Source organism: Bartonella fuyuanensis (assembly GCF_014197255.1).
Lineage (GTDB): Bacteria > Pseudomonadota > Alphaproteobacteria > Rhizobiales > Rhizobiaceae > Bartonella > Bartonella fuyuanensis.
On sequence record NZ_JACIFE010000009.1, the window covers coordinates 1 to 15509 of the forward strand.

Below are 15509 nucleotides of genomic sequence, written 5' to 3' on the forward strand. Positions count from 1 at the left end.
ATTTGCAAAAAAGTTATGTTTGAGTGCAAAATAAAAAGACACTTATGAGAACCTCTTTAAATGCACGTTTAAACGTTTGAAACATAAAATGAGATGATTTTAAGAAACGTTTGAAACTAATGTTTATAAAAGTTTTTAAAGCCTTGCATTTGATAAAAGCGGTTGTTTGTTGTCTTTATGAGAGCTTGTTTTAAAAGCCAACATTTGCAACTGTAAAAAACGGGTTTTGTTAAAGCTATCAAGCGTTTTGATTTGTTTGATAGGTTTGATTTTAGACAATGTGTTCTTTGAATTCACTCAGCTCGAATTTGAGCTTAGTATATTGGAACGATTTAAAAGGAGCATTTTGATCAAGGGCTTTGTTTTATATGAATCTCTTTAAAGATAAAGACGTTATAATTGATAAGTTTTCATATCTTTAAATAAAGTTCTTGCAATAGATACGTTTTGTATATACGCGTTCATTACTCCATGTTGGGTAAGATTATTTTTATCATTAGAATAGCTATTTGAAAGCCGCGTCATATCACTTGGCACGGTTTTCTTTTATGATGTGGTTATCCTATTAGATAAAACATTGATTTATAATGATAATTTAGCATTATTCATATTGAATGAGAGTCCCGAATAACCTAAGATTCTTTCATTTCAAATCTGTTTATCTTGAATCAATCAAAACCACACATTTGCACATCACAAGTAGGATGAGTGTGTGGATCAAATTTATATAAGAAAGGAGTAAAAAATGGCTCTTATGAACCGTCTTAATGCAAGATCTGTCGCAACATTGGGGGCTGGCAAATATAATAATGGTGCCGGCTTGATTCTTCATAAGCGTAAAGATGGAGGTGCTCAATGGATTTTACGGTATACCCTTCATGGGTGCCGTCGTGAAATGGGATTGGGTGCTTTAAGAGATGTTTCTTTAAAACAAGCCCGTGAATTGGCAAACCAATGGCGTGCTGTTTTACGTGAAGGGCGTGATCCCATTAAAGAACGTGAGAAACAAAAGCGTGAGGCAATACGCAATCTTCATTATTTAAAAGATATTGCCGTGGATGCTTTTGAAAGTCGTAAAGCTGAATTAAAAGGTAACGGTAAAGATGGACATTGGTTTTTACCATTACGCCTTCATATTCTCCCTAAATTAGAGAGAAAAGATTGGAAGTTTTAGCTTGAAAATTTCTTTACGCAGTTCATTTGAGTATTATTATAAAATCTCTCCAAAATTTATCTATAATAATAACCTTTTTATTATTATATAAATACAGCTACTCCATCCAAAGACTAATGTATCATGCAAAAGGCATGTTTAAGAGAGGTTACACCACCGTTATATTTGTCAACTCCCAATGTCATTTCAGCTCTTAACATTTGAAACGGTTCATTATAGACATTTTCAGTCTTTTCTTGTACAGTTTTTATTCATATAATCATTTCCCTGTTTGTAATGTACAAACGAAAGATTTTGATTGATTCAACATACACGGATTCGAAATGAGAGAACTTTACAGTATTCAAGATTCTAATTTAGTATGAATTAATCTAGGTTATCTTTATAAATCAATGTACTGTAGAAAATATTTTCCTTTCACAAAACCGTTTCAATAGATGAGAAGGGGAAAATATTAGGAAAAAATGAGCAAGCTTACTCCTTTATAAGTGTAGTTCCACCAATTGTCATATTATTGATTCGTAGATGAGGTTGTCCAACACCAACAGGAACGTTTTGTCCTGCTTTTCCGCACATTCCAATTCCATTATCCAGTTTACTATCATTTCCAATCATTGTGATACGTTTCATAGCATCAGGTCCATTTCCAATAAGAGTTGCACCTTTGATTGGTGCTACAATTTTACCATTTTCTATTCGGTATGCTTCAGTACATTCAAAGACAAATTTACCAGAAGTAATATCAACTTGCCCTCCACCAAATGAAACAGCGTAGATGCCGCGTTTAAGTGAAAAAAGGATTTCTTCAGGTGTTTTATCTCCTCCTAGCATGATTGTATTGGTCATTCGTGGCATTGGGGCATACGCATAGGATTCCCGCCGTCCATTTCCAGTTGATTTACTCCTCATAAGTCGTGCATTAAGTCTATCTTGCATAAAACCAACGAGTTTTCCATCGTCAATGAGAATGTTATATCTTGAAGGGGTTCCTTCATCATCGATAGTGAGAGAGCCTCGGCATTGTGGAATTGTTCCATCATCAACAACAGTAACACCTTTTGCTGCAATTTGTTGTCCTAAAAGTCCAGAAAAGGCAGATGTTTTTTTGCGGTTAAAGTCACCTTCTAAACCATGACCTACAGCTTCATGGAGCATAACGCCAGGCCATCCATTGGCTAAAACAACATCAAAAGATCCTGCTGGTGCTGCTTCTGCTTCTAAATTTGTTAAAGCCATACGCAAGGCTTCATCGGCAGCTTTTTTCCAATTGTCTTCAGAAATAAATTGGTTAAATGTTTGTCGTCCCCCACATCCATAGAAGCCATTTTCACGTCGATTGCCTTCAGCTGCGACTACAGATATAGAAAGTTGCACAAGCGGACGAATATCACGAACTAAAGATCCATCTGCACGTAAAATTTCAACATGTTGTAGCGAGCCGGAAAGAGAAACAGTCACTTGATGCAGTTTATTATTTTTTGTACGTAAATAGGCATCAATTTTTTGCAAAAGAGCACTTTTTTCTTCAAATGATGGAGTATCAAGGGGATTATACGGTTGATAAAGCCTCTTATTTGTTTGTTGAGGTGCTATACTATAAGGCCCTGCATGATTATTATAGGTAACAGCTTTAGCTGCCTCACTAGCACGTTTGAGTGCAGCAGCTGATAGTTCGCTAGAATGTGCATATCCGGTAGCTTCTCCAGCAACGACACGCAAACCAAACCCCATATCTTGATGGAAAGAGCCGTTTTTAAGTTGCCCATTGTCAAATAAAAGAGCTTCGCTTTCTGTATATTCGAGGTAAAGTTCTCCATCATCAGCATGATGGAGCGTTTCCTGTACAAGTGATTGCACTTTGGAAGAAGCAATATCAAAATGATCAATCAGCGATTTCATAAAAAATTATCCTATTTTCATGGAAGCCTAAGAAGATTTTTAGATCTAATTTAGAGAGCTCTCAAAATACACAATGAAATTTTAATCACCTAATATGTGTCAATTTCATTCATGTCGGTAAGGTTGCATAGGCATCGCCAAGACCATGAAGATCAACGAGACCTCCAATTTCTTGCTCGGGGGTTGTAAAGACAAAATAGGTTGCCATTTTTCCTTTTAAAAAGATTTGTAATATGTCTTCTTTAAGAAGGGCTTCAGCAACACAATTATCACCAAGACAACGACGATATTCCATTCTACCCATATTTTTATCGTCAATTTTAATTCCGACACCAGGACGTAATTCAACGCGAATCGGAACAAAAACACGCATCAAAGCACCTTGCTTTTGAGGGAGCTTATAAAATGTAACGCGGAGGTTAATATCATGACGACCTTGTGTATGGACGTTTTGAACAACTTCACACTGTATGTTAGGTGTACCTGGTGGTAAAGCACAAACTTTTGTCCATGCACCATAGGTTTGTGGAGTAGGAACATTTTGCGCATAGGGTGTTTGTGCAAAAGCATGATTAATAAAAAAGCCACTATAAAGTGTGTGAAGAACAGCACCAATAAAAAAAGTTTTTTTGAATAATTTATAAAGTATCACAGAAAATCCTATCCGACTCAACATATACGATCATACATAGATTTGCATAAAAAATAAATTCTCCCTATAAAAATTATATCACGAAACCAGCATTTACCCAATAATATTAATTCATATGCAAAGAAATTAAAGGAAAATGAGAAACAATAGCATTTTATGTAGGAAATAAATTTTAGCATGGTTTTATGATGTTTAGTAGGCTACATTTTTATGGTACAAAAGTACATTTGTAATCTTAAGAGAGAATGTTGATTAAAAAAATGTATTTTTATTTGCAAATGTTTCTATCTATTTTTAGGGGATATATACAAGGGATAGCCCATATTTTTTCAAAAAAATATGATTAGTGTTAATTGATCATTCCCATATGCTAGATGATCTTGGTTTGTGAATGACAGAAATGAAAAAGGGCTTTGAGTGGAATGTCTGCTTCAGGAGAGTTATCGGTTGTGAATGGTAAATCAACGCCACCACAAGCCAATATTGGTGATTATATCACATTATTAAAACCACGTGTTATGTCTCTTGTGGTCTTTACGGCTCTAGTTGGTTTAATAGTATCTCCGGTTCCTATCAATCCTTTAGATGGTTTTTTAGCAATTTTATGTATTGCTGCTGGTGGTGGAGGTGCAGGGGCACTGAATATGTGGTATGATGCTGACATTGATGCCGCAATGGAACGAACCAAAAAGCGTCCCATTCCTATGGGTAAAATCAGCTCCCGAAAGGCATTTATTTTTGGCATGGTTTTGTCTATCTTTTCGGTATTGATTATGGGGAGTTTTATTAATTGGTTTGCGGCGTTTTTTCTTGCTTTCACAATCTTCTTTTATGTTGTTATATATACAATTTGGCTAAAGCGTATCACACCACAAAATATTGTTATTGGTGGTGCTGCTGGGGCTTTCCCACCAATGATTGGATGGGCTGTGACAACAGGGACTGTGAGTATTGATAGCTTTTTATTATTTTTAATCATTTTTATGTGGACTCCCCCTCACTTTTGGGCTCTTTCTCTCTTTTCATCTCTTGATTATGAGGTTGCAGGTGTTCCTATGATGCCTAATGTACGAGGCGAATACTCAACAAAAAAACAGATCTTATTTTATACTATTTTGATGATATTATGCGCTGCCTTTCCTTATTTTACTGGTCTTGGCGGAATTTTTTATGGTATTTTTTCGACAATTTTAAGCATTATCTTTGTTTATTTTTCCTATCGTTTGTGGAAAGCAGATACATATGATGCAACTGTTTTGATGGCAAAAAAACTGTTTTTCTTTTCGTTACTTTATTTGGCTGGTATTTTTGGAGTTCTTTTGATCGAATCTTTTGTCTGGTAGTTTATCGACTTTGAGTCGCGTGAAATATAAAGAGCTTTTCTGCAAAAAAATGTTGTAAGAAGATACTATAAAGTGTGTGCCTTTATGCAAAAATAGTATTGTCAGTTTTTTTACATTACTTATTCATGTATAATGATTGTTTAAATATGAAACTAAATCTATAGAGATTGAGGATGATTTATGTCTGGGCTTCCCCCTTTAACGATCCGTCTTTGTGGACCACGTGGATTTTGTGCAGGGGTTGATCGTGCAATCCAGATTGTTCTTCTTGCATTAAAAAAATATGGTGTTCCAGTGTATGTTCGTCATGAAATTGTACATAACCGCTATGTAGTTGAGGGTTTGCAACAACGGGGGGCTGTTTTTGTTGAAGAACTTAATGAGATCCCAGAGGAATATCGTAGTCAACCGGTTGTTTTTTCTGCCCATGGTGTACCAAAATCTGTATCAGAAGAGGCACGACGCTATAGGTTGTTTTATCTCGATGCAACCTGTCCATTGGTTTCAAAAGTTCACAAACAAGCGATACGGCATCAACGTCATGGTCGTCATGTTATATTGATTGGTCATGCTGGTCATCCTGAGGTGATAGGAACGATGGGGCAGCTTGAAGAAGGGGCTGTGACGCTCATTGAAACGGTCGATGAAGCTTTACATTATCAACCAAATGATCCAGATAAATTAGGATTTGTTACACAAACAACGCTTTCTGTTGAAGATACAGCAGGAATTCTTGATGTATTACAACGGCGTTTTCCTGCATTGGCGGCACCAGCGGCTGAGTCAATTTGTTATGCTACAACGAATCGACAAGATGCAGTTAAGGCTGCAGCAAAGGGTAGCGATCTGTTTTTGATTGTTGGAGCACCAAATTCTTCTAATTCACGACGTTTAGTAGAGGTTGCTGAAAAGTTTGGTGCGCAGCAAGCTATTTTAGTGCAGCGTGCTGATGAAATTAATTTTGAAAACTTAAAAGCTCTTTCTGTTGTCAGTCTTTCCGCAGGAGCTTCGGCTCCTGAAATTATTATTGATGAAATTATTTCAGCGTTTCGTGAGCGTTATGATGTGACAATAGAATTGGCTGAAACAGTGGTAGAAACGGAGAGATTTTTAGTGAGTCGCGAATTACGTGATGTCATTTTAACATCTCAAGATATGGCTTTTGTTAATGGTCAAGAAAATAATGCAAAAAATGAAAATCAAGATACAGCCATGTCTAAAACAAAAGAAGAATGAGGAATAATGGCAGTTTATACAAATATTCATCCAAATGATTTAAAAGCCTTCTTAACACGTTACGCAATAGGTTCACTTTTGTCTTATCAAGGCATCGAGGAGGGAATTGAAAATTCTAATTTTATGTTGGAGACAACACAAGGACGATTTATTCTAACACTTTATGAAAAGCGTATTTCAAAAGATGATTTACCCTTTTTTTGTAATTTGATGCAGCATTTAAGACGGCATGGAATTCCTTGTCCTCAACCCGTTATTCAAAATGATGGAATGATGAGCAGTGAATTAGCAGGACGTCCTGCCGCTATTACTACTTTTCTGAAAGGAATGTGGATTCAACAGCCCGACATGGATCATTGTGGCGAAGTGGGTACAGGGTTGGCTCGATTGCATTTAGCAGGACAGGATTTTACACTCAGTCGTAAAAATACTCTTTCTGTTATGGACTGGCAGTTATTATGGAAACGTTGTCAAACCAGAGAAGATGCATTACTAAAAAAATTTAGACAAAAAATTAAGTGGGAATTGGCTTTTTTACAAGAAAATTGGCCATCAAATTTACCTACAGGTATTATTCATGCGGATTTATTTAAGGATAACGTCTTTTTTGTGAATCATCGTCTTTCTGGTATGATAGACTTCTATTTTGCTTGTAATGATTTTTGGGCTTATGATTTAGCAATTTGTTTAAATGCTTGGTGCTTTGAGCCTGATCATTCCTATAATCTTATCAAAGCACGTAGGTTATTGGAAAATTATCAAAAAATAAGACCGTTGATACCTTTAGAATTGGACAAAATTATTTTATTGACTCGTGGTGCGTCTTTACGTTTTTTACTTACACGCCTTTATGATTGGTTTAATACACCGCTTGATAGCTTTGTTATTAAGAAAGATCCATGGGAGTATTGGCACAAGCTTTGTTTTTTCAGTAATGTAAATTCGCTGAGTGAATTAGGTTTTTAAATTTTATGGCAAATCAACAAAAAGTCGTTGAAATTTATACAGATGGTGCTTGCTCAGGGAATCCTGGAGTTGGAGGTTGGGGAGCAATTTTGCGCTGGAATGGCCATGAACGTGAGCTTTATGGAGGTCAAGTGCATACAACAAATAATCAAATGGAACTTATGGCAGCAATTTGTGCATTAAAGGCGCTTAAAGAGCCTTGTTTGGTCGATCTTTATACAGACTCAGTTTATGTACGTAACGGTATATCTAAGTGGATTAACGATTGGAAAAAGAATAATTGGCGCACTGCATCAAAAAATCTTGTGAAAAATATGGAGCTATGGAAAGCTCTTGAAGGTGCTAGTTCTTGCCATACAGTCAGATGGCATTGGATAAAAGGCCATGCAGGACATTTAGAGAATGAACGTGCCGATGCGCTTGCTCGTAAAGCAATTACTCAATATCGCGAAAATGGATATTTCCCAGCATAATTGCTGCTTGAGAACCTTTCTCTTTATCACGGAGTTGCAAGAGGAGGAAGCTGCGTTTGAAATGTGAATGTTCCACTTAAGGCGTAATCTTTAAAAGAAACTGTATAAAAAATTTTTTGATTTGTTTTCTCTGGTACGAAATAGAGTGGAGCACTAAAGAGTGTATATTCTGCATTATCACTGACTTTTTTTGCTACTCCAATTTGCATTTCTCCTCCATCTAAAAAAAGAGAGGCAGGAGTGTTTTTATTATTATTTTGTATTTTTATAAGGAGGGTATTGTTATTTTTTTCGGCGCTTATTTTTAGTGCATTCTGCATCATACGAGGCAAAGAATCTTGGGCATTTTTTAAGAAGGAAGCAGGAAGTTGTTTGTTTTTAAAAGCAGATGGTGAAAAATCAAAGTTCATAGTAAATGGAATACAGATTTTATTACAGAATCCAAGAGTGAAAGCGCCACGTAAATTTTTTCTTGAACCAAAAAGATTGAAGGGTAATATTACTTTATCTTTATAGCCTAATGACCAATTATTTTCCGTTTCAAAAGCTTGTGGAGTAGGATAAAAGATTTCGTAAGAAACCTGTTGGTTGAAATTAAAAAATGGTGCCATGCCAGAACTACCTGGGTTACGCCAGTAAGTTTTCCATCCCGGTTTAAGCATAATTTCAATAATACCTTGGCTTATTTCAGAAGGAGAAGGTTCAGTGATTGCTAATCGGATACGACCACCATCTGATTCATGCCAAGGTGTTGCGAAAAGCAGGAGTTTTTGTTCTCTTTGAGCATTTACAGGAATGTTAAGTAATTCTAAAATTAGGAATGTTAAGCTTAAAGTAACTAAAAGCTTTTTATAAAAGAAAGCTGCGATATTTTGTAAATTTGTAAATATGTGACTTTTTTTCATTGGAGTTTTATTTTCCTAGTGTACTAAATGAACAAACTTTTATTATGTAAATTATGGAGAATAACAGATTAATGAAGCAGTGTAATGGGTTTTTAGGTGGACAATTGCTCATAGCAATGCCTGGAATGAATGATAAACGCTTTATTCGCTCTGTTATTTATATTTGCGCACATTCTGATGCTGGTGCGATGGGCATTATTCTCAATCAATTACACCATATTGATTTTCCTGAGCTTTTGCTTCATCTTGGAGTAATAGACAGTGGCAAAAAAAAATGTCTTTCTGAATCAATAAAAAAATTTCCAGTCCGTTATGGTGGTCCTGTTGATCCTTCACGTGGTTTTGTCCTTCATTCAGATGATTATGCTTGTGAAGAAACTGTTTTTATTGCAGATAAGGTTTGTTTTACTGCGACAATTGATATATTAAAAGCGATCAGTTGTGAACAAGGTCCACAGCATGCATTGGTCGCATTAGGCTATGCTGGATGGAAAGCAGGGCAACTTGAGGCTGAAATTTCTACGAATGGTTGGTTAATCAGTTCTACATCACCTGGTTTTCTTTTTGAAAGCGATTTAAGCCGCAAGTATGATGAAAGCTTAACACGTATGGGGATCAATCCGACCTTTCTTGCTTCTGAAATGGGACATGCGTAGAGCTCTATTATTTTCTGAGTTTTTGAATTTTACACGTTATTCTATCCATTATGTTTTTATTTTATAAGGGAAATGACTTTGAACAAGAGTGATTAATTCTTCTATGGAAATTGGTTTAGTTACAAGTGTACTTTGAACATATTTACACCCTTCTTGGCGGAGGAAGATAGCTTCTTTTTCATTTTCAACACCTTCTGCGATAATTTGCAAGTTAAGATCTGTTGCCATATTAATGATAGACTTAAGAACAAGTTTCTTTTTAAGAGAATCAATTGAGATAAGTGAACGATCGAGTTTGACCATATCAAATGGATAACGCACAAGATAGGTAAGTGACGAATAACCTGTTCCAAAGTTATCGAGAGCGAGGTTCAGTCCAAGTATTTTAATTTGTTCGAGAAAGTGTGCTGATTGTTCAGGATTTTTTCTTAAGACAAACTCAGATATTTCAATCATCAAGTGCCCTTTGTGAAGCGGATGGCGAATCAAAGCGGCACGTAACTGGCTGATAAAACGAGGATGCAGCATTTCTGCGCTTGGTAAATTAATTGAAATAAAGAAAGCCTGTTGGGAAAACTTTTCTTGTACATTTATAAGATCGATAATGACATTATCGATAATAAATTGTGATAAATCCATAACAATTTGTTCGTTTTCTACGATCTTTATGAAATCAGAGACATTTAAATTTCCATAAGTCGGATGATGCCATTCTACAATTGTTTCAAAACCAATAATATGTCCGTCTGATAAATTAAGAATAGGATGATAGAGGATTTTCATCTCATTACGTCTTACGGCGTAACGAATATCTTTCTCTAGCGTATTATGTTCGAGACCCAAAGTGCGAAAATTAGGGCGAAAAGGTTCAATATGGTTTCCACCCATTTGTTTTGCACGAATCATCGCTAATTCACTATCATTAAAAATGTCTTTAGCAGTTGATCGACTTTCACTCCATGTAACCAATCCGATAGACGTTGAAAGGATTATTTTGTTTTCTGAAAGTGAAATAGGTGCTGAAATTGTTTTGTGCAAATGATCTGCAAATGCTGCAATTTTTTGTGGTTCAGTTTCACTGAGTAAAATAATTGCAAAACGGTCTGCTGAAAGACGTGATAAGGTATCTTGAAAGTTAATGAGACGATTTAAACGACGTGCGATTATAAGGAGTACAGTATCTCCAACAGCTATGCCTAATTTGCGATTAATTTGGCGAAAATTATCAAAATCAATCATGAAGACAGTTGGTCTAATTTTGATATTTGCTTTAGCCAAAGCGGTATAGTTTTGTAGTCTATCAAAGAAAATTTGTTGATTAGGAAGACCGGTTAAGCTGTCGTGGATTGCATCATGCAATAAGCGTTCTTCGGATTTTTTATGATTTGTGATATTGACAATGGTTCCAATAATACGTGTGATTTTCCCATCTTTTTGCATGGCTGGACGTGCGCGAAGAGAAAACCAATGATAATATCCTCCCCCAGAAGAAAGTCGAAAAATTTGATCAACGCGCCCTTTTTTGTTTTTAAGAATGATATCCAAGACGGCTTGAAAGCGCTCACGATCATCATGGTGCAAGGCTGAAATCCAGTTGTGCATAGATCCATTAAGATTATGAATTTCATTTCCAAAAAGGGTTGCCATGTTTGGATGTACAGTAATGCGGTCACGTTCAATATTCCAATCCCAAATAATATTTCCGGCTCCCTTTGCAGCGAGTACTTGTTGTTCAAGATCTGAAAATATTCCTTCATGGAAAGCGCCATTAGAAAAAGTTTGTTGCAAGACAGTAAAGCTGATAAGAAGAACAATGAGCACTAATCCTCCTGCTAATGCTGGATGGATAATATCGTTGTTTAAATGTCCTGCTATGCAGGCATAGGCGCCAATACACCAAAAGCTAATGAGTAACCATGTTGGAATGAGCATAATTGCGCGGTCATAGCTTCTAATTGAAAAATAGATAATTAATATTATACCAAGCACAACGGTAAGGCCAAAAGATAAACGTGCAATTCCAGCTGCTCTAATTGGATCATAAATAGAAAAGGCTCCTAGACTACAAAAGGCTATAGTCCAGGCGATAGCACCATAACTAAAACGATAATGCCAGTGGTTAAGGTTGAGGTAGGTAAAAAGAAAAATGAAGAGTGTAGCAGTAAGTGCTACTTCTGTACCAGCACGCCAGATTGGTTGTGTTGTAAGAGTAACTGCAAAGAATTTATTTAAAAAGTTGAAGTCAATACCAATATAAAAAAGCACCGCCCAAGCGACAGCAGCTGTTGCAGGAAATAGGCCTGTTCCACGGACGACGAAGAGAACAGTTACCAAAAGTGCTAAGAGACCTGATATACCAAGAAGAATCCCATTATAAAGCGTATAAGAATTAATTGCATCCTTATAAGCTTCAGGTTGCCATAAATAGATTTGCGGTAGATTCGCAGAATTAAGTTCAGCCACAAATGTAACAACAGCCCTAGGATTAAGGGTAATACGAAAGATATCAGAGTTTGCACTAGGTTGACGATCAAGAGAAAAACCTTCACTTGGTGTTATGGATTGAACCCTTGCTGATCCGAGGTCTGGCCAAAAAAATCCAGAACGCACCATGCGGTAATGGGGGGCAACAATGAGACGATCGATCTGTTCATCTGTTGGATTTGCAAGAGAAAAAACTGCCCAGTTTCCGGAAAAATTTTCACTTTTCGCCTGCACTTCAATCCGCCATACAATACCATCTGCTCCTGGCGCTGTACTTGTTTGAAAAATAGAGTTCTTTGTCTGATGAATTTCAATTGCTTTTGAGAGATCAAGAGCAGCATCCTGAGAAGAAATTTTAACAGGTTCAATCGCTTGTGCTGATGTAAGATGGATAAAAAAACTAATGATTACAATGGAAATGATGTTAATTATTTTACGCAAACTCTTCACTATGTCCCACTCTCAATATTTTAGGATATTTAATTTTCATTTAGATTTTTGAGAAAAAACGTCCACCTTTCATAATTTATTTATATAATAAATTGTTATTATTTTTTCTTAAGCCATATAATTTTTATATACAAATAGCCCACCTATCCACTTTGTTTCAATGAAGCTTGAAGTAGACGAAATTTTATATTTCAAAAGGGCAAGGCGAAACCATGAAATTCCAGATTTCACAGATATACCTTTACTAATTAGAACCTTTATCACATGAAGTCTGAAGTGGGTAGTTTTTTACACCTTTTTGCCCAATATTTCCAAAACTTATTTAATACGAAGAACCTTTGTGGTAAACACTTTATGGTAAAATGTATGCATGTTATTGTGATGTTGTTTTGAAAAGCATTTTTTATTTTAGCTTATATGAAAGAGTTGATGTTAAGTCATCAAAATTCATGAGGGATCCTACAGGACCGACAGCAGTTAGTGTTGGGGTAGAGTTTGTAAAAAGACGATGCGCTAAATCAGTTAATCTTTTAGGTGTGATAAGATTAAGGCGTTCAATTGTTTCCGATATGGGAATTGGTCGACCGTAAAGGAGCATTTGGCGAGCAATGAGGTGTGCTTGACTAGAGGGACTTTCTTGTGACATTATGAGATTAGCACGATATTGTGTTTGTGCTCGTTGAAGTTCATTGGGGTGAATATTTTTACTGATCTTGGAAAGTTCATCAAGAATCACAGGGAGAAGTTTTTTGAGCCCTTTTTGTCCGGTAGCTGCATGAATACCAAAAAGTCCAGTATCTGAAAATCCCCAATGGAAAGCATAAATAGAATAACATAAGCCATGTTTCTCTCTTACTTCTTGAAAAAGACGTGAGGACATACCACCACCAAGAATGATTGAAAGAATTTGAGCTGTATAAAAATCACGCGCGTGATAAGCACGCCCTTCAAACCCTAGAACAACTTGTGTATCCATTAAATCGCGATATTCACGAAAGTCACCACCGACATAATTTGCAAGATTAGTAAGAGGTGCGGTTGAATAGGAGCGAAAAGTGCCAAGACGCCTTTCAACTTCTTGCAGAAAATTTTCGTGCTTTACAGCTCCTGCTGCAACAACAATCATACGATCTGCACTATATTGTTTATTGATGAACTCATGGAGATCAGCAGATGTAAATGATTGAATAGTTTTAGCTGTTCCTAAAATAGAGCGGCCAAGGGCTTGATGGCGAAAGGCTGTTTCTGTGAAGTGATCAAAAACAATATCATCAGGAGTGTCATGGGCGGCACCAATTTCTTGAAAAATTACTTGTTTTTCTCGTTCTAGTTCATCTTTGTCAAATCTTGAATGCATCAAGATATCAGCTAAAATATCTATAGCAAGCGGGATATCGTTTTTAAGTACACGTGCAACATAAGCTGTTGTTTCAATACTGGTTGTGGCATTGATTTCACCACCAACATCCTCAATATCGGTTGCAATCTGAAAAGCGGTACGGTTTTGGGTTCCTTTAAAAGCCATATGCTCAAGCAGATGAGCAATACCATGCTGTGTGGATGTTTCATTGCGTGAGCCTACTTTAACCCATATCCCAAGAGCGACACTATCAATTTGTTGCATTGTATGTGTAGCGATAGTCAAACCATTACTAAGGCGACAGATATCTACATCCATGTATTTACAACTCCATTAAAAAGCCAAATACCTCATTATTAAGGGTATTAGAATATTTCTGATTTAAATTAAATGCAGCTAACTTTAATAAGATGCACGAGATTTTAAAGAAATATAATCTTTTACTATTTTTTCATCATTAGCAAGACCTATAAAGTGTTCTTCGCGTTCCATTACAGCCTTAAGATGAGATGGGCATGAGACATGAAGTCCACAAGCACTTTTGATAGTTTCAGGAAATTTAGCAGGATGCGCTGTGGCAAGAACGATCATTGGAATATGCGGTTTTTTGTTTTCACGCGCTACTTTTAGGGCGACGGCTGTATGTGGATCAGCAAGATAACCACTTTCCTTATAGATCCTATCAATTGTCTGTGCTGTTTCAGCTATGTTGCTTTTCCCAGCGACAAATAAGGCACGAATATTTTTAAGTTGCTTTTCATCAAGAGTAAAGAAACCTGTTTTTTTTAAGTTTTCCATTGCATTGCGAATCCACATTGGATCACGATTGCTACTTTCAAAAAGTAAACGTTCAAAATTAGAAGAGACTTGAATATCCATAGAAGGTGATGTTGTATGGATTATTGGTTGTATTTCGTAAGTACCGCTGGTCAATGTCCGTGTAAGGATGTCATTATCATTCGTTGCAATGACTAATTGAGCAATGGGTAACCCCATGCGAGCAGCGACATAACCTGCAAAAATATCACCGAAATTTCCAGTAGGAACAGTAAAGGAAACAGCTCTATCAGGAGCACCTAAGGAAAGCGCGGATGAAAAATAGTAAACAGTTTGCGCCATGATACGCGCCCAATTTATAGAATTAACACCTGAAAGTGCTCTTTTTTTACGAAAATTATGATCATTAAACATTGCTTTGACAAGAGCTTGACAATCATCAAAATTTCCTTCAATGGCAATGGCATGAACATTCGTACTTTGATTGGTTGTCATTTGTCGTTGTTGAATAGGTGATACATGTCCTTTAGGAAATAAAATAAAAATATCTGAATGCTCTTTTTGAGCAAAGGCTTGTATCGCTGCCCCTCCTGTATCACCAGATGTTGCAGCTATAATCGTTGCGCATCTATTTTGTTTAGTCAAAATATAATCCATCAGTCGAGAAAGAAACTGCATTGCGACATCTTTAAAAGCTAAAGTGGGGCCATGAAAGAGCTCAAGGATAAATTCATCTGCTCCAGTTTGTCGTAATGGACAGATTGCTGGATGGTGAAAGGTTGCATAAGATTCAGTTATTATATTTTCAAAAGCTGTATATTCAATTTCGTTATTCACAAATGGCCAAAGAATAGTCTTAGCAATTGTTGTATAGGACTGACCACGAAGTGCTCGTAACGCATCAAATGATAGCTGAGGAAATTTATCTGGCAGATAAAGCCCACCATCACTCGCCAATCCTGTCATGATAGTTTCCATAAAGCTTAAAGAAGAAGATTCACCTCTCGTGCTGATATATTTCATAAGTCTTATCCTTTTTATTTCTGGAAAATTGGTGAAGTTATTCATAATATTTATATTATTAAATGAATAGAAGTTTATTTTTTTTCTTTGTGAATCAATAATGCAAAGAAC

General features: G+C 36.3%; 11 protein-coding genes and 1 pseudogene. 6 read left to right on the forward strand and 6 right to left on the reverse strand.

The window, feature by feature from the left end; genetic code table 11:
• Positions 1–745 precede the first annotated feature (745 nt).
• A pseudogene (locus GGR08_RS04615) lies at positions 746–1150 on the forward strand (Arm DNA-binding domain-containing protein); the annotation flags it as partial.
• A 498-nt stretch (positions 1151–1648) separates the two neighbouring features.
• Here GGR08_RS04615 and tldD read toward each other — a convergent pair.
• On the reverse strand, positions 1649–3073 hold the full coding sequence (tldD, locus tag GGR08_RS04620) for a metalloprotease TldD (RefSeq protein WP_183194214.1): 1425 nt from the start codon (positions 3071–3073) through the stop codon (positions 1649–1651).
• A gap of 109 nt (positions 3074–3182) precedes the next feature.
• Positions 3183–3725 (reverse strand): invasion associated locus B family protein, encoded by a 543-nt coding sequence (locus tag GGR08_RS04625; protein ID WP_343050768.1) that lies wholly within the window; start codon positions 3723–3725, stop codon positions 3183–3185.
• Positions 3726–4147: 422 nt separating this feature from the next.
• On the opposite strand from GGR08_RS04625, the gene GGR08_RS04630 reads away from it, so the two are divergent.
• From GGR08_RS04630 to rnhA, 4 genes are all read left to right on the forward strand, one after another.
• Positions 4148–5068: a heme o synthase gene (locus tag GGR08_RS04630; RefSeq protein ID WP_183194216.1), complete on the forward strand. Its 921-nt coding sequence runs from the start codon at positions 4148–4150 to the stop codon at positions 5066–5068.
• A gap of 180 nt (positions 5069–5248) precedes the next feature.
• Positions 5249–6304, forward strand: coding sequence for a 4-hydroxy-3-methylbut-2-enyl diphosphate reductase (ispH, locus tag GGR08_RS04635; RefSeq protein ID WP_183194217.1), 1056 nt, complete (start codon positions 5249–5251; stop codon positions 6302–6304).
• A 6-nt stretch (positions 6305–6310) separates the two neighbouring features.
• Positions 6311–7270, forward strand: coding sequence for a homoserine kinase (locus tag GGR08_RS04640; RefSeq protein ID WP_183194218.1), 960 nt, complete (start codon positions 6311–6313; stop codon positions 7268–7270).
• A gap of 5 nt (positions 7271–7275) precedes the next feature.
• Positions 7276–7743 carry a ribonuclease HI gene (rnhA, locus tag GGR08_RS04645; protein WP_183194219.1) on the forward strand — a complete coding sequence of 156 codons (468 nt, stop codon included), beginning with the start codon at positions 7276–7278 and terminating at the stop codon, positions 7741–7743.
• Between the two features lie 26 nt (positions 7744–7769).
• Here rnhA and GGR08_RS04650 read toward each other — a convergent pair whose 3' ends face one another.
• Entirely contained in the window at positions 7770–8648 is an 879-nt protein-coding gene (locus GGR08_RS04650) for a protein-disulfide reductase DsbD domain-containing protein (protein WP_183194220.1), read from the reverse strand.
• Positions 8649–8719: 71 nt separating this feature from the next.
• On the opposite strand from GGR08_RS04650, the gene GGR08_RS04655 reads away from it, so the two are divergent.
• The gene (locus tag GGR08_RS04655) at positions 8720–9304 is read left to right on the forward strand and encodes a YqgE/AlgH family protein (RefSeq protein WP_183194221.1); all 585 of its coding nucleotides are present in this window, start codon (positions 8720–8722) and stop codon (positions 9302–9304) included.
• 48 nt (positions 9305–9352) lie between these two features.
• On the opposite strand, the gene GGR08_RS04660 is transcribed toward GGR08_RS04655, so the two are convergent.
• The 3 genes from GGR08_RS04660 to thrC all read right to left on the reverse strand — a co-directional run bounded on the left by GGR08_RS04660 (position 9353) and on the right by thrC (position 15398).
• On the reverse strand, positions 9353–12238 hold the full coding sequence (locus GGR08_RS04660) for an EAL domain-containing protein (RefSeq protein ID WP_183194222.1): 2886 nt from the start codon (positions 12236–12238) through the stop codon (positions 9353–9355).
• A 403-nt stretch (positions 12239–12641) separates the two neighbouring features.
• Positions 12642–13916, reverse strand: a complete 1275-nt coding sequence (locus tag GGR08_RS04665) for a M16 family metallopeptidase (protein WP_183194223.1) — start codon at positions 13914–13916, stop codon at positions 12642–12644.
• 84 nt (positions 13917–14000) lie between these two features.
• A complete protein-coding gene (thrC, locus tag GGR08_RS04670; protein WP_183194224.1) occupies positions 14001–15398 on the reverse strand; it encodes a threonine synthase in 1398 nt (465 codons plus the stop codon).
• Positions 15399–15509 lie beyond the last annotated feature (111 nt).

Excerpts from the sequence above, each read along its gene's own strand:
- rnhA (WP_183194219.1), top strand. The coding sequence starts at position 7,276 with ATGGCAAATCAACAAAAAGTCGTTGAAATTTATACAGATGGTGCTTGC.
- GGR08_RS04650 (WP_183194220.1), bottom strand. The coding sequence starts at position 8,648 with ATGAAAAAAAGTCACATATTTACAAATTTACAAAATATCGCAGCTTTC.
- GGR08_RS04655 (WP_183194221.1), top strand. The coding sequence starts at position 8,720 with ATGAAGCAGTGTAATGGGTTTTTAGGTGGACAATTGCTCATAGCAATG.
- thrC (WP_183194224.1), bottom strand. The coding sequence starts at position 15,398 with ATGAAATATATCAGCACGAGAGGTGAATCTTCTTCTTTAAGCTTTATG.
- ispH (WP_183194217.1), top strand. The coding sequence starts at position 5,249 with ATGTCTGGGCTTCCCCCTTTAACGATCCGTCTTTGTGGACCACGTGGA.
- GGR08_RS04630 (WP_183194216.1), top strand. The coding sequence starts at position 4,148 with ATGTCTGCTTCAGGAGAGTTATCGGTTGTGAATGGTAAATCAACGCCA.
- tldD (WP_183194214.1), bottom strand. The coding sequence starts at position 3,073 with ATGAAATCGCTGATTGATCATTTTGATATTGCTTCTTCCAAAGTGCAA.
- GGR08_RS04665 (WP_183194223.1), bottom strand. The coding sequence starts at position 13,916 with ATGGATGTAGATATCTGTCGCCTTAGTAATGGTTTGACTATCGCTACA.
- GGR08_RS04640 (WP_183194218.1), top strand. The coding sequence starts at position 6,311 with ATGGCAGTTTATACAAATATTCATCCAAATGATTTAAAAGCCTTCTTA.